Genomic DNA, 20847 nt, shown 5'->3' with positions numbered 1-20847 from the left:
TCTGCTCGTAGATCGGCTACTCGTGGCGATGCATCGCGGAGGCATGCTTGGTGTCGCGCATGGTGGAATAGATGATCAGCGACAGGAAGATGACGCCGGCGAGATAATAGTAGAACCACTCTTCGTGTCCGATGCTCTTGAAATAGAGCGCGATCGCCGGCGCCGTGCCGCCGAAGATCGAGACGGTGATCGCGTAGGGCAGGCCGACACCGAGCGCGCGGACATTGGTCGGGAACAGCTCGGCCTTCACGACTGCATTGATCGAGGTGTAGCCGGCGACGAACAGCCAGGCGGCGCAGATCAGGATGAAGGCCATGAAGGGCGACTTGGTCTCCTTCAACGTCATCAGAAGGGGCACGGTCGCGAGCGAGCCGGCGACGCCGAAGAAGATCAACAGCGGCTTGCGGCCGATCTTGTCGGAGATTGCGCCATAGATCGGCTGCAGGATGGTCGCGAAGATCAGAGAGCCGAAGATCACGAAGGTGGTCTGATCCTCGGTCAGCCCGACCGAAAGTTTCACGAAGGTCTGCATGTAGGTTGTGAAGGTGTAGAACGCCGCGGTGCCGCCGGCGGTGAGGCCGACCACGAGGAGCAGTTCGCGCGGATAGCGCAGCAGATTGGTGATCGAGCCGGTCGGCTTGACCACCTTCTTGGCTTCCTCGAACGCCTCGGTCTCCTGCAGATTGCGCCGCATCACGGCGGCGAAGATCGCGAGCGCGGCGCCGATCGCGAACGGGATACGCCAGCCCCAGGCCTTCAGTTCGTCGGGCGTGAGGAAGACCTTTTGCAGGAGCAATAGCACGATGATCGCGGTGAGCTGGCCGCCGATCAGGGTCACGTACTGGAAGCTCGAATAGAAGCCGCGATGCTTGGGGTCGGCGACCTCGCTGAGGTAGGTGGCGCTGGCGCCGTACTCGCCGCCGAGGCTCAGACCCTCGATCACGCGGGCCAGCGCCAGGATCACCGGTGCGGCAAAGCCGATCGTCGCATAGGTCGGCGTCAGCGCGATGATCAGCGAGCCGAAGCACATGAAGACGACCGACAGCGTCAGCGAGATGCGTCGGCCGAAATGGTCGGCGATGTAGCCGAACAACCAGCCGCCCAGAGGACGCATCAGGAAGGTCGCCGCGAACACCACGGCGACATTCAACTGCTGGACGACGGGATCGCTGCCCGGGAAGAACGCCGGAGCGAAATAGAGCGCGAACGCCGTATAGGCGTAGAAGTCGTACCATTCGACGAGATTGCCGATCGAGCCGATCAGGATCGCCTTGATCCGGCGCTCGGCGTCGGCGATGTCGATGTGGTCGGAGGCCGGTTTGATTGCTTGCTCTGTCACGTCCGGCCTCCCAGAAATCCTTTGTCTGGGAGCCTACATCGCCTTTCCAAGCAAAAATGGCAACTGGCGGGGGCCCCTGACCGTGCCCTGCGACCAGGTCACGGTGCCTGCCGGGTCGAGCCGGAAGTCCGGAATCCGCTTCAGCCATTCCTCCAGCGCCACCTGCATCTCCATCCGCGCCAGATTGGAACCGACGCAGCGGTGGATGCCGAGGCCGAAGGCGGCGTGGCGGTTCTCCCGCCGGTCGATCACGACCTTGTCAGCATCCGGAAACATCTTCGGGTCGCGATTGGCGGCCGGGAAGGACAGCAGCACCATGTTGCCCGCTTTGACCGGGCAGCCCGAGACGGTGGTCTCCTTGACCACCTCGCGCGCCATGGTCACCGGCGAATAGGCCCGCAGCAGTTCCTCCACGGCGATCGGGATCAACCCAGGCTCGGCGACCAAGCGCTCGCGGTCGGCCGGTGTCCGGGCGAGATGCCAGAGCGAGGAGCCGATCGCGCTCCAGGTCGTGTCGATGCCGGCAATCAGGAGCAGCCGCAGCGAGCCCAGCACGTGCGACTCCTCCAGCGGCTGGCCTTCCTTGTCCTTGGCATTCATCAAATATGAGATCAGGTCGTCAGTCGGCTTCGACCTCCGCTCCTCGATATGCGTCCTGAAATAGGCGCTCATCTCCTGCACGGCCTGGAGCAGCTTGTTCTCGTCCTTGATCCCAAGCTCCAGGATCATGTGGATCCAGTTGATGAAGAGATCGCTGTCGCTCTCGGGAATGCCGAGCATGTGCGCGATGGCCTGAACCGGGATGTATTTGCTGTATTGCGCTGCGGCATCGACCTTGCCGTCGGCGATGAACCCGTCGATCAGCTCGTTGCAGATCGCGCGCATCCGCGGCTCGAGCTTCTTCATCGCATCCGGGGTGAAGGGAGGCAGCAGCAATTGCTTGGCCGGCTTGTGCACGGGCGGGTCGGAGGTGATCGGCGGTGCCGCATTCCTGGCGACCTCGGGTCGGACGTCGCGGACGATGATGCGGCGCGACGAAAAATGCTCGGTGTCGTTGGCGATCTCGCGCACGGCCTCATAGGTCGTCGGCATATAGCAGCCGAGGAAGCGATCGGTATGCACGACAGGGCTCGCGGCGCGCAGCTCTTCCCAGATCGGGAAGGGATCATCCGTCCATTGCGGATCGGTGTGGTCGAAATCGTTGACCCAGTCGGTCACGGGCGGATGGGCTGTGGGCTCGCTCACGTCGGACATGACAAAAAATCCCTCGAATGTTTCTTGGGGCTCGTGTTCGCTGAAGGCACGGGGAACGCGGGCAGGCCGCGCTACTCCTCGATCACATCGATCGCGATTTCCGGGCAGTTGGATTTGGCAAGCCAGGCCTTGTCTTCGAGGCCCGGTGGAACCGTGCCGTCTCCGGCCTCATGGGCATTGCCGTATTCGTCGAGCTCGAACAGCTCTGGCGCCAACGCCTTGCAACGCGCGTGGCCCTGGCATTTGTCGGGATCGACGTGAACTCTGAGTCGTTCTGCCATTGCGGCTCCCTCGGTCGTATGCGCGTGGCCCGAAGGCCGGCGCGTTCCTCTTGTCAATGTTGTCTGCGACATTTGCCGCTTATTCTAAGTTATATGCTATTACATTCGCGACAGGCTTCCCCTGTCAAGCGCAAACTTATAGGCTCCGCCGTAACATGCGTTCACAACTCGCTCGCAAGCCCGAGAATACCTACCACCATGGCGATCTCCGCGACGCCTTGATCAAGGCTGCGTTACGCGAGGCGGAGCAGGGCGGGGCGGAAGCGATCAGCATCAAGGCGCTGGCCAAGCAGCTCGGTGTGTCGCAACCGGCGCCGTACCGTCATTTTGCCGACCGCGAGGCATTGCTCGCCGCAGTGACGGCGGAGGCGTTCCGGCAGCTCACCGCGCTTCTTCGGGAGGCGATGGCGAAGCCGTCGAAGCAATCAAAGCTGTCGCGGCTGGCGCAGGCGACGCTCGATTTCGGCCTGCGCCGCAACGGCATCTATCGGTTGATGTTTGCCTCGCGCACGGTGTCCTGCGCAGCCAAGGACAGCGAGCTGCACGAGGCCACCCGCGAGACGTTTGCGCTGGTCATCGAAGCACTGGAAGCGCCTGCGGTCGGCTATTTGCGCGAGCGGCAGGCCCTCAAGATCTGGGCCGCGCTGCACGGCGTGGTGATGCTGGCCGAGCAGGGTCTGTTCACCGGCGAGGCGGCCCACGCCACGCGCGAGGAACTGGTCGAGGATTTCGTGAACGAGACCAAGGCTGCGCTCGCCGTCGCGATCAAGGACGCGCAGCGTCGCAAGAAGGCCGGCGCTTAAGCGTTCGCTTTCAGCAGCTTCATCAGCTTTTCGACCGCGCTGTCCGGCGTCGTCACGACGGGGCGGCCGGTCGCTTGCGCGACGAGCGGCGCGGTTGCCGCGATGCTGAATTGCGCCAGCGCGATGACGTCGCAATCGCGAAGGCCCTTTGACGCCTCGACGATCAGCCGGTCATGCGTGGCGCGATCGCCGCGGTCGAGTGCGGCCAGCGCGCCGTCGGCAAGCTTTGGCACGATGTGGACGGAGGCCGGAAACTCCGGCGGCATCGAAACCAGCGTCGGCGGAAAGGTCGAGAGCAGGCCGATCTTCTTGCCCATCGTCACGGCCCGTTCGATCATGGCTTCGTTTGGCTTCAGGACCGGCATCGGCGCATGCGCCCGCGAGACGGCCTCGATGCAGGGGCCGAAGGCCGAGCAGGTGAACAGGATCGCATTCGCGCCGGTCGCGGCCGCATAATCGCCGAGCGCAAGAAAGCGCTTGGTCATGGCATCGTTGAGCTTGCCGTCGCGCGCGAGATCCGCCGACAGGCTGTCGTCGAGCAGGTTCATCAGCCGGGCCTCCGGCCACGCCTGCGCGAACGCCGCCTCGATCGGGGCAATGGAGTGCTTGAGGGCGTGGATCAGGGCGATGCGCATGGGATGTCTCTTCTCCCTCGCCCCGCTTGCGGGGAGAGGGCATAGGCGGCCTGCAGCCGCCGTTGGTGAACAAGAACGCCGATGCGACGCATCGGCTACGGTGAGGGGGAGTCTCCGCGAGGACGGTGAGAGTTGGATGCGCGGAGGCTGCCCCTCACCCGGATTGCTGCCGGACGATGCTTCGCATCGCCGGGGCAATCCGACCTCTCCCCGCAAGCGGGGAGAGGTGAAGCATCGTTTACTTGAACGGCACGGCGTACATCAAGCCGCCCTTGCTCCAGAGGCCGTTGAGGCCGCGCTCGAGTTTGAGCGGGCTCGCCTTGCCGACATTGCGCTCGTAGATCTCGCCGTAATTGCCGGTGGCCTTGAGCGCCGTGACCAGCCATTTGTTGTCGAGACCGAGCCGCGACCCGAGATCGCCGGAGGCGCCGAGCAGGCGCTGGATCGCGGGGGTCTGCGACTTCGTCATTTCGTCGACATTGGCCTGGGTGACGCCAAGCTCCTCGGCCTCGATCAGGCCGTAATGCAGCCAGGTGATGATGTCGCTCCAGACTTCGTCACCATTGCGGGTGAAGGGTCCGAGCGGCTCCTTGCTGATGGTCGTTGGCAGCACGACGTAATCGGCCGGGTTCGGTGCGGCGGTCGTCACGGCGCCGGCGAGCGCGGAGGCGTCCTGGGTCATGGCATCGCAGCGGCCGCCGAAGAATGTCTGGTACATGGTGTCGACGCGGTCGAATACCAGCGGCTTCCAGTCGATGCCGTTGGCGCGGCCGTAATCGCCCAGCGTGACCTCATGGGTCGTGCCCTGCGCGACGCAGACGGTGGCGCCCTTGAGGTCCTTCAGCTCCTTCACGCCGAGGTCCTTCTTCACGACGAAGCCCTGGCCGTCGTAGAAGTTGATCGGTCCCTGCCGCAGGCCCAGCGTGACGCCGCGCAGATAAGTCTGCGTGGAGTTGCGGTAGAGCACGTCGATCTCACCCGATTGCAGCGCAGTGAAACGGTTCTGCGCGGTCAACGAGACGTAACGCACCTTGTTGGGATCACCGAGCACGCCGGCCGCGAGCGCGCGGCAATAATCGACGTCGAGGCCCTTGTAATTGCCTTGCGAGTCCGGCGCTGAGAAGCCGGCAAAGCCTGCGCTGACGCCGCACACCAGTGTGCCGCGGCTCTTGACCGTGTCGAGCGTTGCCGCCGACGCCGCAATCGTCGATGCCGCGAGCACGCCCGCTGCGATAACCACGTTCCTCATCATGATACTCTCCCCTCAGTGATTGACACTACGCAACACGTTGTCGACGGCCGTGCCGAGCTTGTCGACGATCTGATCGATCTCGTCTGCCGAAGCGATATAGGGCGGCGCCAGCAGCACATGGTCGCCACGGACGCCGTCCACGGTGCCGCCGCCCGGATAGCAGCCGAGCCCATTGGCAAAGGCTTCCGTCTTGATTTTCTGGTTAAGCTTGAGCGCCGGGTCGAACGAGGTGCGGCTGGCACGATCAGCGACGAGCTCGATCGCCCAGAACAGCCCGCGGCCCCTGATATCTCCGACATGGCGGTGATTGCCGAAGCGCTCGGTCAGCCGATGCTCGAGCTGCTTGCCGCGCTGCTTGATCTGCTCGAGCAGATTGTCCTCCCGGATCACGTCCTGCACCGCAAGCGCAGCCGCGCAGGCGAGGGGGTGCGCGAGATAGGTGTGACCGTGCTGGAACGCGCCCGAGCCCGAACGGATGGTGTCGATGATCTTGCCGCTCGCAAGCATGGCGCCGATCGGCTGGTAACCGCCGCCGAGACCCTTTGCGATCGCCTGGATATCGGGGGCGACGCCTTCTTGTTGCCATGCATGCGTCGTGCCGGTGCGGCCCATGCCGCACATGACCTCATCGAGGATGAGAAGCGCGCCGTGCCGGTCGCAGATCTCTCGCACGGCCTTGAAGTAGCCGTCCGGTGCCGTCACCGCACCGGCGGTGGCGCCAACGACCGGCTCGGCGAGGAACGCCGCGACGGTGTTGGGGCCAAGCCGCTGGAACTCGGCTTCGAGCTCCGCGGCGAGGCGCGCCACGAATTGCGCGTCGGACTCGCCGTCGTGCTTTTCATGATAGGCAAACGCCGGCGTCACGTGGCTGAATGCGGCCGAGAGCAGCGGTGCGTAGGGCGCGCGGCGCCAGGCGTTGCCGCCGGCGGCGAGCGCGCCGAGCGTGTTGCCGTGATAGCTCTGCCGCCGCGCGATGAAATGCTGCCGCTGCGGCTCGCCGCGTTCGATGAAATATTGTCGTGCGAGCTTGATGCTGGCTTCGATCGCCTCCGATCCGCCGCTGACGAAATAGGCGTAGGCGAGGCCGCCGGGCTCGTGGCCAACCAGCGTTTCGGCAAGCCGCTCGGCCGGCTCGGAGGAGAAGAAGGCGGTGTGTGCATAGGCGAGCGTCGAAGCCTGCTTCGCCATTGCCGCGATCACGCGGGGATGCTGATGCCCGAGGCAGGACACCGCCGCGCCGCCGGAGGCGTCGATGACGCGGCGGCCGTCCTCGGCAAACAGATAGACGCCTTCGCCGCCGATCGCCTTGGGCGGAGTCTCACGCAACGAGCGGTGCAGCACGCGGCTGGTTCGGGTGCTCATGGATCAACCTTTCTCTGAAACGTAGGTGGAAGCCGTGGCGAGCCGTGCCTCGGTGTCCTGGAGCCGCTTCTTGGCGGCGCTGCCGCCCAGTGAGAACGTCACTGCGGCGAGCGACTGCGCGATCGCGAGCGCGCCGGTGAGGCTCGGAAAGAAGCCGGGCGAGGAGGCCGCTTCGAACAGCAGAACGTGGTCGGCCCCCTCGGCCATCGGCGCGGCCACGCTGTCGGCGATCGCGATCAGCGTTGCGCCGGCGCGATAGGCGGCTTGCGCGACCCGGACGCTGGCATTGGTATAGGGCATGAAGCCGATGACGATCACGGCCTCGCCGGGGCGGAAGGCGCCGAGATCGAGATCGTCAGGGCCGGAGCTGCCTACGATCTGCACCTGTTCGGGCCGGAATAGCCGGAGCTCGTAGTTGAGCAATTCCGCGACGCTGCGGCAGCTGCGATAGCCGGTGATCCAGATCCGCTTTGCATCGTGCAGCGTGCGGGCCGCGTCCGCGATCGCGTGGGCGGAGATGCGCGGCAGACCCGCGGCCTCGGCCTCGAGCTTGTCGGTGATGAGCGTGACGTCCGCGTTCGGGCCGTGGCGGCGGCCTTTGGCGCGCGCCGAAAAAGGCGAGATCTGCGACGGCCGCCGTGCCTCGGTCAGCGCAGCGCGCAATGCGTCCCAGCCGGAATAGCCGATCGCCTTGGCAAGGCGCGTGAATGCGGCGGGATCGGCACCGGCCTCGGCCGCGAGGTCGCGCATCGAACGGGTGGTGGCATCGTAATCGTTGGCCGCGACAAAACGCCCGACCTCCTGCAAGCGCAGGGGGAGCGATGGCAACGCAATGCGCAGTTCGCTCAGGGGCGAGGATTTTGCGGGCTCGGCCATGAAACATTTGTTGCACGGTTCTTGAATTGGTGCAACAGTTGACGCGCGCCGCCGGAAATCGCTGTTTTCAGGAAGGATTTTTGTGCCGTGACCTCAGATGACCCCAGGCCGCCGCCGCGCCGCAGCTTTTTCGGCGCGCTCGGGCCGAACGAACTGAAGGGCCTGTTCTGGCAGGTGCTGGTGGTCGGCATCGCGGTTGCCGTCATCGTCTTCCTCTGGTCCAACACGGTCACCAACCTCTCGGCGCGCCGCATCACCACCGGCTTTGCATTTCTCGGCCGCGAAGCGGGCATGCCGATTGCCGACAGCCTGCTCGCCTACAGTCCGAGGGACAGCTACCTCTGGGCCTTCGTTGTCGGCATCGCCAACACCCTGCGTGTCGCTGTGATCGGCATCGTGCTTGCGACCATTCTGGGGACACTGATCGGGATCTCGCGGTTGTCGGCGAACTGGCTGCTGTCGCGGCTTGCCGCCGTCTATGTGGAAGTCCTGCGCGACATTCCGCTGCTGCTTCAGCTATTGTTCTGGTACGTGCTGATGCAGGCGCTGCCGGCGGCGCGCGCCGCGTGGCGGCCGGTCGACGGCATTTTCCTGTCCAATCGCGGCCTGATCCTGCCGGCGATCCCGGTGGGCTCGCCGCAGCTCTGGGTGCTCGGCACGGCCGCGCTCGGGCTCGCCGCGTTCCTTCTGATCAGGCGATGGCTGATCGCGCAACAGATGCGGGACGGCAAGCCGCGGCCGGCCTGGCCGTTTGCGGTTGGCCTCATCCTCGCCCTGCCGACGGCCGTATCGGTGGCGCTTCGCGTGTCCTGGACGATCGAATGGCCCCAGCTGCGCGGCTTCAACTTCGTCGGTGGTTTGACGCTCGCGCCGGAATATTTCGCGCTGCTGATCGCGCTCGTCACTTACACCTCGGCCTTCATCGCCGAGATCGTGCGCAGCGGCATCCAGTCGGTGCCGCGCGGGCAGTGGGATGCCGCCAGTGCGCTCGGCCTGCGCCGCAGCTTCATGCTGCGGCAGATCATCCTGCCGCAGGCGCTGCGCGTGATCGTGCCGCCGATGACCAGCCAGTATCTCAACCTGACCAAGAACTCCTCGCTCGCGGTTGCGATCGGCTATCAGGACGTGGTCTCGATCGCCAACACCACGCTGAACCAGACCGGGCAGGCGATCGAGGCGATCTCGCTGATCATGGCCGTCTTCCTCACCATCAGTCTCGGCATCAGCTTCTTCATGAACTGGTACAATGCGCGCATCGCGCTGGCGGAGCGCTGAGCATGACGGCGATCACTGACATGCCCGACCTGCCGCGTGCCGCCCGGCGCCCGCAAATCGGCAATCCGGTGCTGCGCTGGCTGCGCACCAATCTGTTCTCGTCGATCCCCAACGGCATTCTGACGGTCGTTCTGCTGGCAGTGCTGGCGAAAGGCGTGATCAGCTTCGTGCAGTGGGGCATCGCGAACGCGGTCTGGTTCGCGCCGGCCAACGATTCCAGCGCCTGCAAGGCCGTGCGCGGCCTCGGCGCCTGCTGGGCCATCATTCCCGAGAAGTACCGCTTCATCCTGTTCGGCACCTATCCGTTCGACGAGCAATGGCGGCCGGCGCTGTCCGTCGTGCTGTTCATTGCGCTGTTCTTTCTCTCGACGCGCCGCGCGCTATGGCGGCGGGAATTGGCTTACCTCTGGATCGGCGCGCTGGCGCTGATCAGCGTCCTGATGTGGGGCGGCGTGTTCGGGCTGTCCTTCGTCTCGCAGGACCGCTGGGGCGGGCTGCCGGTGACGCTGATCCTGGCGACGTTCGGATTGGCGTTCGGCTTCCCGCTCGGCATTCTGGTCGCGCTCGGTCGACGCTCAAAGCTGCCGGCGATCCGCTCGCTGAGCGTGCTCTATGTCGAACTGATCCGCGGCGTGCCGCTGGTGAGCCTTCTGTTCATGGCGAGCGTGATGTTTCCGCTGTTCATGCCCAGCGGATTCAACATCGACAAGCTGTTGCGCGCGCAGATCGCGATCATTCTGTTTGCGGGCGCCTATCTTGCCGAAGTGATCCGTGGTGGCCTCCAGGCCGTGCCGCGCGGGCAATACGAAGCGGCCGATGCGTTGGGGCTGTCCTATTGGCGGAAGCACCGGCTGGTCGTGCTTCCGCAGGCGATCCGCCACGTCATTCCGCCGCTGGTCAACACCTTCATCGCATTCTTCAAGGACACCAGCCTGGTGCTGATCATCGGCATCTTCGATCTGCTGACGACCGCCAAGACCGCGATCATCGATCCGGCCTGGCAACAGTTTTCGGTCGAGGTCTACATCTTCGTCGCCGCGATCTATTTCGTGTTCTGCTTCGCGATGTCGCGCTATAGCCGCGGCCTGGAGGCCCAATCCGCCTCGAGGTAAACCGGGAGCCCGACGTTTATGCCGCGCCTATAGCAGGAGCCCAGATCCAGACTGGGAATCCTACGTGACGAACTCCACCTTTAATTTGCTGGTGGGCTTCAACACGAGGCACGTCAAATCATGATGAAATCTGTTCTTGCTGCGTCGGCCATTCTGGTCGCGCTCTGCTCCGCTGCCGCTGCCCGCGACGTGGCGCATCACGCATCCATGGCGTCGGAAGCGACCGCCCGGATGTCACAGCCCCATCCGGGCTTCATGGCCCACGCGGCTATGACGGAGGATGAGGGCTACGACGCGCATCAGTATCACGGCGGTCCGAAAGCCAACGATTAAGATCTGACCGGGACGCCGAGGCCTTGGTAACGGGCCGCGCAGAGACGGCCTGATGGTGAATGTGCCGGCACCGGGGGACAGCTAAGGTCCCCCGGCGCGGCCCGCATCATGCCCTGATCTTCGGGTCGATCGGCGTCTGCCCGCGCAGGCCCAGAATATCCTCCAGCACCTTCGCGCCGGCGAGCACCTGCGCATCCGCGCGCGGCGCGCCGACGACCTGCACGCCGACCGGCAAACCGGAAGCCGTGAAGCCGCAGGGCAGCGACAGTGATGGGCAGCAGGCCAGCGTGATGGCGTAGACGATGCCGAGCCATTCGACGTAGTTCTCGAACCTCTTGCCGGCGCATTCCGCGACATAACGATTCTCGATCGGGAAGGGCGGCACGATCGTTGTCGGCGTCAGCAGCAAATCGTAGGTCTTGAAGAACTCGATCGCGCGTGCGGTCATGCCGACGCGCTGGGCTTCGGCACGAGCGAGCTGCTCGACCGAGAGCTTGAGGCCCTCCTCGATGTTCCAGATCACCTCGGGCTTGAGCAGGTCGCGCTTGGTGCGCAGCAGATTGGCCTTGGTGATCGCGAAGTCGAAGGCGCGCAGCACGTGGAAGCATTCGTGCGCTTCGCGCCAGTCGGGATGCGCCTCCTCGACGATGGCGCCGGCCTCCGCGAAGCGTTCCGCCGCCTTGCGCGTGATCGCCTTGACCTCGGGATCAACCGGCGTGATGCCGAGATCGGGCGAATAGGCGATGCGCTTGGGCTTCCTGCCCGACTGTGCCGCCGACAGGAAGGAGGTCGTGGGCGCCGGCAGCGACAGCGGATCGTCCGCAAAGTCGCCGCTCATGGCGTCGAGCAGCAATGCGAGATCCTTGACATTGCGCGCCATCGGACCGACCACGCCGAGATTGCGGTCGATACCCGATTTCGGGGTATGCGCGACGCGGCCGATGCTCGGCCGCATGCCGACGACGCCGCAGAAGGCTGCGGGGCTGCGCAAGGAGCCGCCCATGTCGGAGCCCTGCGCGAGCCAGGCCATACCGGTCGCGAGCGCCACCGCTGCGCCGCCGGAAGAGCCGGCCGCCGACCTGGACGTGTCCCAGGGATTGAGCGTCGCACCGAACACCTCGTTGAAGGTGTTGGCGCCGGCGCCGAATTCCGGCGTGTTGGATTTTGCGTAGACGACCGCGCCATTGGCCTCGAGATTCTCGACCATGAGGTCGGACGTCGCGGAAATGTTATCCTTGAAGATCGGCGAGCCCTGGGTGTTCAACACGCCGGCGACGTCGGTCAGGTCCTTGATCGGCAGCGGCAGACCCGCGAGCAGCCCGCGCGCACCGGCCGGCTTCTGCATCAGCGCTTTCGCATTGGTCCGCGCGCGATCGAAGCACAGTGTCGGCAGCGCGTTGACCTTGCCGTCGACCTCGCCGATGCGCTTCTCCACCACGTCGAGCAGCTCGAGGGGCGAAACGTCGCCGGAGCGCAGCTTGTCGACGACGGTGCAGGCGGTTTCGCGGATCAGGTCTTGAGACAACTATTTTGCTCCTAAGGCTACTCTTGGTTCGCTTCGACAGAAAAGTCTAACCCCATCCGGCGCTGATACCGCCGTCGACCGTGTAGATCACGCCGGATGTGTAGCCGGCGCGATCCGACGCGAGGAAGGCCATGAGGTCGCCGATCTCGCGCGCATGCGCGGGGCGGCCCAGCGGCAGGCCCTTCTGGAATTCCTTGTAACGGTTCTCATCGCCGAACTGGTGCTTTGCCCGCGTCTTCAGCAGTGTGACGTGGCGGTCGGTGCCGACGGGGCCGGGATTGATGCCGACCACGCGGATGTTGTCGGCGAGGCTCTTGCCGCCGAGCGCGCGGGTGAAAGCCATCAGCGCGGCATTGCCGGCGCTGCCGCAGATATAATTGGCGTCGAATTTTTCACCGGCCGCGCCGATGTCGTTGACGATGACGCCGCCGCCTTTGGCCTTCATCTGCGCGTAGATCTGCCGCGTCAGGTTGATGTAGCCGAACACTTTCAATTCCCAGGCGTGGCGCCAGGTGGCTTCATCGATCTTGTCGATCGAGCCGCCGGGGATGTCGCCGGCATTGTTGACGAGCACGTCGATATCGGCAGCTTCCTTGGCGAGCCGGGCGATGTCGTCGGCCTTGCGCAAATCCACGATGCTGGTCGCAGCGTCGATCTGGTGCGCCGAGCGCAGCCGGTCAGCCAGCGCCTTGAGCTGATCGCCGTTGCGGGCGGCGAGCAGGAGATGAGCGCCTTCCTCGGCAAACGCCTCGGCGGCGGCTGCGCCGATGCCCTTGGACGCGCCCGTGATCAGGACGCGCTTGCCACGCAGATGCAGATCCATGGAGTGTACTCGCTCGGTGGGAACTGAATGAAATCAGTAGGCGGTCGGCTGCGCCATGGTCAACATTGCAGTGCAGCGTTGCACTGCCGCCGAGTTTGGTCCATTGCAGTGCGGTCAAAAAGACGGCGGCTGCCGGACCAAAAAGGGACGTTCTCGATGAGCAAGAAACAATACCGGATCGCAGTCATCCCCGGCGATGGCATCGGCAAGGAAGTGATGCCCGAGGGCCTGCGCGTTTTGGAGACGGCGGCCAAGAAGCACGGCGTGTCCCTGCATTTCGATCATTTCGACTTCTCGTCCTGGGATTATTACGAGAAGCACGGGCAGATGATGCCGGATGATTGGAAGGAAAAGATCGGCAAGCACGACGCGATCTATTTCGGCGCGGTCGGCTGGCCCGCCAAGATTCCGGATCACGTCTCGCTGTGGGGCTCGCTGATCAAGTTCCGTCGCGAGTTCGATCAATATGTGAACCTGCGCCCGGTGCGGCTGATGCCCGGCGTGCCGTCGCCGCTGGCCAATCGCAAGCCCGGTGACATCGATTTCTGGGTGGTGCGCGAGAACACCGAAGGCGAATATTCCTCCGTCGGCGGACGCATGTTCCCCGACACCGACCGCGAGTTCGTGACGCAGCAGACGGTGATGACCCGCACCGGCGTCGATCGCATCCTGAAGTTCGCCTTCGAGCTCGCGCAGTCGCGGCCGAAGAAGCACCTGACCTCGGCGACCAAGTCCAACGGCATCTCCATCACCATGCCCTATTGGGATGAGCGCGTGGAGGCGATGGCCAAGAAGTTTCCGGGCGTGAAGTGGGACAAGTACCACATCGACATTCTCACCGCGAACTTCGTGCTGCATCCGGACTGGTTCGACGTCGTGGTCGGCTCCAACCTGTTCGGCGACATCCTGTCCGATCTGGGCCCCGCCTGCACCGGCACGATCGGCATCGCGCCATCGGGCAACATCAATCCCGAGGGCGATTTCCCCTCGGTGTTCGAGCCGGTGCACGGCTCGGCGCCCGACATCGCAGGGCAGGGCATCGCGAACCCGATCGGTGCGATCTGGTCGGGCGCGATGATGCTGGATCATCTCGGCGAGAAGGTTGCCGGCAAGTCGATCGTCGATGCGATCGAGCGCACGCTGGCCGAACGCACGCTGCGTACCAAGGACCTCGGCGGCAATGCCGACACCACGGCGTGCGGCAAGGCCGTCGCGGATATGGTGGACTAAGGCACGTTCGCGCAACAGATCACGGTGTCGTCCCGGCGAAAGCCGGGACCCATACGCCGCTGCCGCTGTTGCTGCGCGAGAAGGTCATTGCCTGTCTTCGTCAAACGCCTGCTGCGGCGTATGGGTCCCGGATCTGCGCTTCGCTTGTCCGGGACGACACCGTTTGTGGTGGCTTCGTTCTCGTTCAGCCCGCGATCTTCTCGATCGCCGCCTGATCCAGCCCGAACTTCTTCCCGGCTTCCAAAATTTCCTGCCAAGTGGTCGGATCGACCGGAATGCCTTCGGCAAGGCGCTTCTTCTTGGTCTCGCGCTCGGGCTCGCCGGCAATCTTCACTTTCTCGACGCCGGGGCCGGGAGGCGAGCCGGTGTGCCAGGCAACAAAACTCTCGACTTCACTTGCCAGGTTCTCGCCTGTGCCGAGCTTGCCCGGATCAATGACGATCGAGAGCATGCCGTTGAGCACGTTGTACTTGCCGTCGGACGGGCCCTTGACCACCTGCCCGCCGGAGAGCGCGCCGCCGAGGATTTCGCACACCAGCGCGAGCCCCGAACCCTTGTGCTCGCCGAACGGCAGGATGGCGCCATACGGCGGGATCACGGTGTAGCGCGGATTGACGGTGGGCTTGCCTTCATTGTCGATGATGGTGCCGGGCTCGAGTTCGACGCCCTTGTTGTGGGCGACGCGGGTCTTGCCCTGCGCGATCCGGCTGGTGGCGAAGTCGAGCACGATCGGCTCCTTGCCCCGGCGCGGGATGCCGACACAGAACGGGTTGGTGCCGTGGCGCGGATCGCTGCCGCCCCAGGGCGCCACGATCGGGCGCGAGATCACGTTGACGAAATGGATCGAAACCAGCCCATGGTCGATGCACTGCTCGGCCCAGTGGCCGATGCGGCCGATGTGGTGCGCGTTGGAAAGGCCGACGAGGCAGACGCCGTTGCGCTTGGCGCGTTCTGCCGCCAGCTCCATCGCTTCATGGCCGATCACCTGGCCGTAGCCGGTGAGACCGTCGAGGGTGAGAAGCGGACCGGTGTCGAGCACGGTCTTGACGTGAGCATTCACCGCCAGGCCGCCGTTGACGACGCTCGAGACATAACGCGGGATCATGCCGACGCCGTGGGAATCATGTCCCTTGAGGTTGGCCTCGACGAGATTGGTGGATACGAGTTCGGCTTCACGGTCGGAGGAGCCCCCGGCCTTGACGATGGCGCGGATGGCGTTGGTAAGCGGCTCTGCCTTGATGGTGCGATAGTCGGCCATTGTTGTTGCTCTTATCCTTTCACGATCCGGCGGCAATGGACCCATGCCGCCTCAATCAGGTTTTCGCTGGCTTCCGGCGTGCGAAACGCCGAATGCGCCGACAGCGTCACGTTCGGAATCTTGGTCAGTGGATGATCCGCGGGCAGCGGCTCGATGTTGAAGACGTCGAGGCCGGCATGGCGGATGTGGCCCGACTTCAACGCATCGATCATCGCCTGTTCGTCGACGATGGCGCCGCGCGCGGTGTTGATGAAGACGACGCCCGGTTTCATCTTCGCGATCTTTTCGCGCGTGATCATGCCGCGCGTCTCGTCGTTGAGCAGCAGGTGCAGCGACACCACGTCGCTCCGCGCCAGCAACGTGTCGAGATCGGTGAACTCGATGCCGGGATGGGTCTTCGGCGAGCGGTTCCACGCGATCACCTTCATGCCGCTGCCGGACGCGATGCGCGCGACTTCGGCGGCGATACCGCCGAAGCCGATCAGGCCCAGCGTCTTGCCGGTGAGCTGCATGCCGTCCTCGCGCAGCCAGTTACCGGCGCGCATCTCGCGGTCCATCATCGCGATGACGCGCGCGGAGGACCACATCAGCGCGATCGCCGACTCAGCGACGGCCGTATCGCCATAGCCCTTGATCAGATGCACGGAGATGCCGAGCTCGGCGAGCTCCTCCGGGTTCATGTAGCTGCGCGCGCCGGTGCCGAGGAATACGACGTGCTTGAGGCCTGCGCACTTCTTCGCGACCTCGGTTGGCAGCGCCGTGTGGTCCACGATCGCGATCTCGGCGCCGTCGAGGATCTCAGGATATTGCTCGGGCTTGATATCGGGGTCCCGGTGAATCCGCACCTTGGGGTCGCCGGGCTTCTCCAGCCGCTCCATGATCACGGCGAGCGCTTCATTGGCGTCGACGAAAACTCCGCGCATGTCTGTCTCCGATCAGGATGCGACGCCGGCGATCGCCAGCACGGTGTGCATCAGCACGTTGGTGCCGGCAGCGCAGTCGGGCTGCGTGGCGTCTTCGAGCTCGTTGTGACTGATGCCGTCCTTGCAGGGCACGAACACCATCGCCGCCGGCATGACGGTGTTGAGGTTGCAGGCATCGTGGCCGGCCCCGGAGGTGATACGGCGGGAGGAGTAGCCGAGCGTCTTGGCCGCATTCTCGACCGCCGCAATCAGCTTGGGATCGAAATGGGTCGGCGGCTTGCGCCAGACGAGATCGATCTTGACATCGACCTTGCGGCGCGCGGCGATCTCCGCGATCGCGGCACGCAGGTCGCGATCGAGCGCATCCATGATCGCGCCGTCTGCGCTGCGGCAATCCATGGTGAAGGCGATCTCGCCGGGAATGACGTTGCGCGAGGGATTCGCGATCACGGCCTCGCCGATGGTGCCGACCGCGTTCGGCCCGTGCCTCCTGGCGATGGCTTCCATCGCCAGCACGATCTCGGACAGCGTCGCCAGCGCATCGCGCCGCAGCGGCATCGGCGTCGATCCCGCATGGCTCTCGAAGCCGGAGATCTTGCCGTCGTACCACAACACGCCCTGGCCGGAATCAACCACGCCGATGGTCTTGCCCTCGGCTTCCAGGATCGGGCCCTGTTCGATGTGGAGCTCGACGAAGCAGCCGAGCTTCTGGAAGCCGACCGGCTTGTCGCCGCGATAGCCGATGCTGTCGAGCGCCTGGCCGACCGTCGTGCCCTCGATATCCTTGCGTGAGAGAATGTCGTCGGTGGTGAAATCGCCGACGTAGGCTGCGGACGCCATCATCGCCGGCGCGAAGCGCGAGCCTTCCTCGTTGGTCCAGTTGACGACGCAGATCGGCGCCTCGGTCTCGATGCCGGCATCGTTCAGCGTGCGGATCACCTCGAGCGCGCCGAGCGTGCCGAGAATGCCGTCATATTTGCCGCCGGTCGGCTGGGTGTCGAGATGCGAGCCGATGCCGACGGGCAGCTTCGACATGTCGCGGCCCTTGCGGAGGCCGAACTGCGAGCCGAGCGCATCGACATGCACCTCGAGGCCCGCGTCCTCACAGGCCTTTCGGAACCAGTCGCGAACCTGCTTGTCTTCGCTGCTCAGCGTCAGCCGCCGTACACCGCCCTTGGCCGTCCCGCCGAATTGCGCGGTCTCGTGAATGGAGCCCCAGAGGCGGGCGGAATCGATTTGCAGGTTCGTCGCGGCTCGGCTCATGCGTCAGTCTCTCGTTTGTCCGGCGCCTTTTTCAATGACGCGCCAGCGCGGGCGCGTCAACCGCGAGGCTGCTCTGCGCAATCTGACATGCAAGCTCGGCGACGCGCTCCACCGCGACGACGTCGGGCGAGGCGAGCCAGCTTGCCGTAAACGTCAGCGGCGCGATCTCCAGGTCGGTGTCGAGCAACTGCAGCCGGCCATCGGCGAGCTCGTTCTCGACGATGGCATCGGGGATCACGGCGATGCCGAGGCCTTCCACCGCCATGTGGATCACGGTCGCAAGCGAGGCAGAGGCGTGGAGACGGATCGGCGGCAAGTCGGGCCGGTCGAACACCTCGCGCACGACCTCGTAGGGCCTGGTCTTGCGCGGAAAGGTGATGATCGGAAACCGCGCGAGATCGGCGGGCGTCACCGGGCCGTGTCCGAGCCCGAGCGACGGGCTTGCGAGAAAGCCGATCGGATAATCGGCCAGCACGCGGTTGTGCACGCCCGAGGCCGACAGCGGTCCGACCACGAAGGCCAGTTCGATCTCCTGCGCGAGCAGGCGCGCGGTGAGGTTCGGCGTGATGTCGACCTCGATCTCCAGCGACAGGTTGGGATAGATCTGGTTCATGCTCTTCACCAGCCGCGGCAGCCAAGTGTGCACGATGGTCTCGGCGACGCCGAGCCGCATCACACCGCGCATCGCCGATCGATCGCCGATCTCGGCCATCATCTGGGCGCGCAGGCCGATCAGCTTTTCCGCATAGACCATCATCTGCCGGCCGCTCGGGGTGGGCGAGGCCACGCGATGGTCGCGGTTGAGGAGCTTGACGCCCATCTCGCGCTCGAGCTGGGCGATGCGCTGGGAGATCGCAGGCTGGGTCGTATTCAGCCGTGCCGCGGCGCCGCGAAAGCTGCCGAGCTTCACAACCCAAAGGAAGGTTTCGATCGACCTGAAGTCCAGCATCGGAAGGATTTTCCCAATCGATAAATTATATTTATCGATATTGATTAGAAAGGAAGATTAGACTTTATAGCACGCTTGGTGTTGGCTGTCTTTGTCGAGTTTATAGGCAGGTCAATCACATGACTGTTTTGGTGGCAGCGCAGCAAACTGAAACACCCGACGCCCTCCCGAGCCGCCAGGCGCGGCTGGCCTATCGTGGCGGCGAGGTCGGTTCCACCGCGGGGGTCGCCCCCGGCTTCGTCCAGGGCAATCTGGCGATCCTGCCGGCGGAATATGCCGGCGCCTTCCACCGCTTCTGCCAGCTCAATCCCAAGCCGTGCCCGATCATCGGCATGTCCGATGTCGGCAGCCCGTACATCCCCGCCCTTGGCGCCGATCTCGACATTCGTACCGACGTGCCGCGCTACCGTGTCTGGCGCGACGGCGAAGTCGTCGACGAGCCGACCGACGTGACGAAGCATTGGCGCGACGACCTCGTGACCTTCGTGCTCGGCTGCTCCTTCTCGTTCGAAGAGGCACTCCTCGACGAGGGCATGCCGATCCGCCACATCGAGCAGAACGTGCGGGTGCCGATGTACCGCACCAACATCGCCTGCGGTGAGGCCGGCCCGTTCGCAGGTCCGATGGTGGTGTCGATGCGCCCGTTCAAGCCGGCGGATGCGATCCGCGCGGTGCAGATCACGTCGCGCTATCCCGCCGTGCACGGCGCGCCCGTGCATCTCGGCCATCCGCATCTGATCGGTATCAAGGACATCGCCAAGCCCGACTATGGTGATCCCGTACCTGTTGCCGATGACGAGATTCCGGTGTTCTGGGCCTGCGGCGTGACGCCGCAATCGGTGATCAATGCCGCCAAGGTCCCGTTCGCGATTACGCATTCGCCCGGCCTGATGCTGGTGACCGATCTGAAGAACAGAAACATGGCCGTGATTTAGTAGGCAGCGTTTGCTGCTTCTTCGGGCTTTACGCAGTTTGCCAATCGTTTCATTCGATACGCGCAAAATTCGGATAACAGGGGACTTTGCCTATGACGATCACTCGCCGCGACGTTCTGCTCGGAGCCACCGCCGCTGCCGCGCTGTTGCCGCTAGCCGCGCGCGCGCAAACCTCTGAGGTGGTGATCGGCGCGACCTATCCCCTGTCGGGCGCCGGCGCCCAGGTCGGCGTCGACGCGCAACGCGCGTTCGAGACCGCGATCGACATCATCAACAACGACCAGGACTTCGATCTTCCGCTGGCAAAGGGCGTCGGTTTGCCGGGTCTCGGCGGCGCCAAGATCCGCATGGTGTATGCCGACCACCAGGGCGACCCGCAAAAGGGACGCGCCGAAGCCGAGCGACTGATCACCCAGGAGAAAGTCTGCGCGGTGCTCGGCTCCTATCAGAGCGCGGTCGCGGTCACGGTCAGCCAGATCTGCGAGCGCTACCAGATCCCGTTCCTGTCGGCGGACAATTCCTCGCCGAGCCTGCACCGACGCGGACTGAAGTACTATTTCCGCGCCTCGCCGCATGACGAGATGTTCTCGGCCGGGATGTTCGATTTCCTCGACTCGATGAAGAAGAAGGGCGTCAAGGCCGACACGCTGGCGCTGTTCCACGAAGACACGATCTTCGGCACCGACTCTGCCAACGCCCAGACCAAGCTCGCGACCGAGCGCGGCTACAAGATCGTCGCCGACATCAAGTACCGCGCCAACTCGCCGTCCTTGTCTGCCGAGGTCCAGCAGCTCAAGGCCGCCAATGCCGATGTGCTGATGCCCTCGAGCTACACCACGGACGGCATCCTGCTGGTCAAGACGATGGCGGAGCTCGGCTACAAGCCGAACGCGATCCTGGCCCAGGCAGCCGGCTTCTCCGAAAAGGCGCTATACGACGCCGTCGGCGACAAGCTCGAAGGTGCGATCACCCGCGGCAGCTTCTCGCTCGATCTTGCCGCCAAGCGGCCGATGGTCGGCAAGATCAACGATCTGTTCAAGGCGAAATCGGGCAAGGACCTCAACGACAACACCTCGCGCCAGTTCATGGCGATGATCGTGATTGCCGACGCCATCAACCGCGCCAAGTCGACCGACGGCGAGAAGATCCGCGACGCGATGGCTGCGACCGACATTCCGGGCGAACAGACCATCATGCCCTGGAAGCGGGTCAAGTTCGACGACATGGGCCAGAACAACGACGCCGACCCGGTGCTGCTGCAATATATCGGCGGCAAGTTCGTCACCGTGTTCCCGTCGCAGGCGGCGGTCGCCGAAGCTGTCTGGCCGATGAAGTGAGGACTGCATCGGGAGCGTGGACGTTAGCTCCCGATCCTGATCCTGCGGAGTAAAACGGAGCCCGCGTCGGCACAGGCGAGGG

At 64.6% G+C, this 20847-nt stretch carries 20 protein-coding genes; 7 read left to right on the top strand and 13 right to left on the bottom strand.

Annotation, left to right across the window (positions count from 1 at the left end; translation table 11 throughout):
• Positions 1-16 precede the first annotated feature (16 nt).
• The 3 genes from QA645_RS30555 to QA645_RS30545 form a co-directional block, all read right to left on the bottom strand.
• A complete protein-coding gene (locus QA645_RS30555; RefSeq protein ID WP_283045040.1) occupies positions 17-1339 on the bottom strand; it encodes an MFS transporter in 1323 nt (440 codons plus the stop codon).
• Positions 1340-1372: 33 nt separating this feature from the next.
• Positions 1373-2593, bottom strand: coding sequence for a cytochrome P450 (locus tag QA645_RS30550; protein WP_283045039.1), 1221 nt, complete (start codon positions 2591-2593; stop codon positions 1373-1375).
• Positions 2594-2664: 71 nt separating this feature from the next.
• Positions 2665-2874, bottom strand: coding sequence for a ferredoxin (locus tag QA645_RS30545; protein ID WP_148774408.1), 210 nt, complete (start codon positions 2872-2874; stop codon positions 2665-2667).
• Positions 2875-3029: 155 nt separating this feature from the next.
• Between QA645_RS30545 and QA645_RS30540 the strand changes: the two genes are divergently transcribed.
• Positions 3030-3677: a TetR/AcrR family transcriptional regulator gene (locus QA645_RS30540; protein WP_283045038.1), complete on the top strand. Its 648-nt coding sequence runs from the start codon at positions 3030-3032 to the stop codon at positions 3675-3677.
• Here the strand turns inward: QA645_RS30540 and QA645_RS30535 are convergent.
• From QA645_RS30535 to QA645_RS30520, 4 genes are all read right to left on the bottom strand, one after another.
• Positions 3674-4312, bottom strand: a complete 639-nt coding sequence (locus QA645_RS30535; protein WP_283045037.1) for an aspartate/glutamate racemase family protein — start codon at positions 4310-4312, stop codon at positions 3674-3676. The two genes, QA645_RS30540 and QA645_RS30535, sit on opposite strands and share 4 nt — an antisense overlap.
• 238 nt (positions 4313-4550) lie before the next feature.
• The gene (locus QA645_RS30530) at positions 4551-5564 is read right to left on the bottom strand and encodes an amino acid ABC transporter substrate-binding protein (RefSeq protein WP_254130005.1); all 1014 of its coding nucleotides are present in this window, start codon (positions 5562-5564) and stop codon (positions 4551-4553) included.
• Positions 5565-5576: 12 nt separating this feature from the next.
• On the bottom strand, positions 5577-6926 hold the full coding sequence (locus QA645_RS30525) for an aspartate aminotransferase family protein (RefSeq protein WP_283045036.1): 1350 nt from the start codon (positions 6924-6926) through the stop codon (positions 5577-5579).
• Positions 6927-6929: 3 nt separating this feature from the next.
• Positions 6930-7802, bottom strand: coding sequence for a MurR/RpiR family transcriptional regulator (locus QA645_RS30520; protein WP_254130007.1), 873 nt, complete (start codon positions 7800-7802; stop codon positions 6930-6932).
• A gap of 87 nt (positions 7803-7889) precedes the next feature.
• Between QA645_RS30520 and QA645_RS30515 the strand changes: the two genes are divergently transcribed.
• From QA645_RS30515 to QA645_RS30505, 3 genes are all read left to right on the top strand, one after another.
• Positions 7890-9077, top strand: a complete 1188-nt coding sequence (locus tag QA645_RS30515) for an ABC transporter permease subunit (RefSeq protein WP_283045035.1) — start codon at positions 7890-7892, stop codon at positions 9075-9077.
• 2 nt (positions 9078-9079) lie between these two features.
• Positions 9080-10189 carry an amino acid ABC transporter permease gene (locus QA645_RS30510; RefSeq protein ID WP_283045034.1) on the top strand — a complete coding sequence of 370 codons (1110 nt, stop codon included), beginning with the start codon at positions 9080-9082 and terminating at the stop codon, positions 10187-10189.
• 120 nt (positions 10190-10309) lie between these two features.
• Positions 10310-10522 carry a hypothetical protein gene (locus QA645_RS30505; RefSeq protein ID WP_283045033.1) on the top strand — a complete coding sequence of 71 codons (213 nt, stop codon included), beginning with the start codon at positions 10310-10312 and terminating at the stop codon, positions 10520-10522.
• Between the two features lie 106 nt (positions 10523-10628).
• Here the strand turns inward: QA645_RS30505 and QA645_RS30500 are convergent, their stop codons facing one another.
• Complete coding sequence (locus QA645_RS30500) at positions 10629-12047, bottom strand: amidase family protein (protein ID WP_283045032.1); 1419 nt, start codon at positions 12045-12047, stop codon at positions 10629-10631.
• A 46-nt stretch (positions 12048-12093) separates the two neighbouring features.
• Positions 12094-12870 (bottom strand): SDR family oxidoreductase, encoded by a 777-nt coding sequence (locus QA645_RS30495; RefSeq protein WP_283045031.1) that lies wholly within the window; start codon positions 12868-12870, stop codon positions 12094-12096.
• Positions 12871-13026: 156 nt separating this feature from the next.
• On the opposite strand from QA645_RS30495, the gene QA645_RS30490 reads away from it, so the two are divergent.
• Positions 13027-14100: a tartrate dehydrogenase gene (locus tag QA645_RS30490; protein WP_254192666.1), complete on the top strand. Its 1074-nt coding sequence runs from the start codon at positions 13027-13029 to the stop codon at positions 14098-14100.
• 184 nt (positions 14101-14284) lie between these two features.
• Here the strand turns inward: QA645_RS30490 and QA645_RS30485 are convergent, their stop codons facing one another.
• From QA645_RS30485 to QA645_RS30470, 4 genes are read right to left on the bottom strand one after another with little or no spacing between them, the layout of a single operon-like run.
• Positions 14285-15358 carry a malate/lactate/ureidoglycolate dehydrogenase gene (locus tag QA645_RS30485; protein ID WP_254192667.1) on the bottom strand — a complete coding sequence of 358 codons (1074 nt, stop codon included), beginning with the start codon at positions 15356-15358 and terminating at the stop codon, positions 14285-14287.
• A gap of 11 nt (positions 15359-15369) precedes the next feature.
• On the bottom strand, positions 15370-16281 hold the full coding sequence (locus QA645_RS30480; RefSeq protein WP_254192668.1) for an NAD(P)-dependent oxidoreductase: 912 nt from the start codon (positions 16279-16281) through the stop codon (positions 15370-15372).
• 12 nt (positions 16282-16293) lie between these two features.
• Complete coding sequence (locus QA645_RS30475) at positions 16294-17544, bottom strand: Zn-dependent hydrolase (protein WP_283045030.1); 1251 nt, start codon at positions 17542-17544, stop codon at positions 16294-16296.
• A 31-nt stretch (positions 17545-17575) separates the two neighbouring features.
• Positions 17576-18493 (bottom strand): LysR family transcriptional regulator, encoded by a 918-nt coding sequence (locus QA645_RS30470; RefSeq protein WP_148774422.1) that lies wholly within the window; start codon positions 18491-18493, stop codon positions 17576-17578.
• A 119-nt stretch (positions 18494-18612) separates the two neighbouring features.
• On the opposite strand from QA645_RS30470, the gene QA645_RS30465 reads away from it, so the two are divergent.
• Both QA645_RS30465 and QA645_RS30460 read left to right on the top strand, forming a co-directional pair.
• Complete coding sequence (locus QA645_RS30465) at positions 18613-19428, top strand: putative hydro-lyase (protein ID WP_254130017.1); 816 nt, start codon at positions 18613-18615, stop codon at positions 19426-19428.
• A 92-nt stretch (positions 19429-19520) separates the two neighbouring features.
• The gene (locus tag QA645_RS30460; protein WP_254130018.1) at positions 19521-20765 is read left to right on the top strand and encodes an ABC transporter substrate-binding protein; all 1245 of its coding nucleotides are present in this window, start codon (positions 19521-19523) and stop codon (positions 20763-20765) included.
• Positions 20766-20847 lie beyond the last annotated feature (82 nt).

It is taken from the genome of Bradyrhizobium sp. CIAT3101 (genome assembly GCF_029714945.1).
Lineage (GTDB): Bacteria > Pseudomonadota > Alphaproteobacteria > Rhizobiales > Xanthobacteraceae > Bradyrhizobium.
The sequence above is the reverse complement of the archived record's forward strand: the minus strand, read 5'-3'. Positions and strand labels throughout refer to the sequence as shown.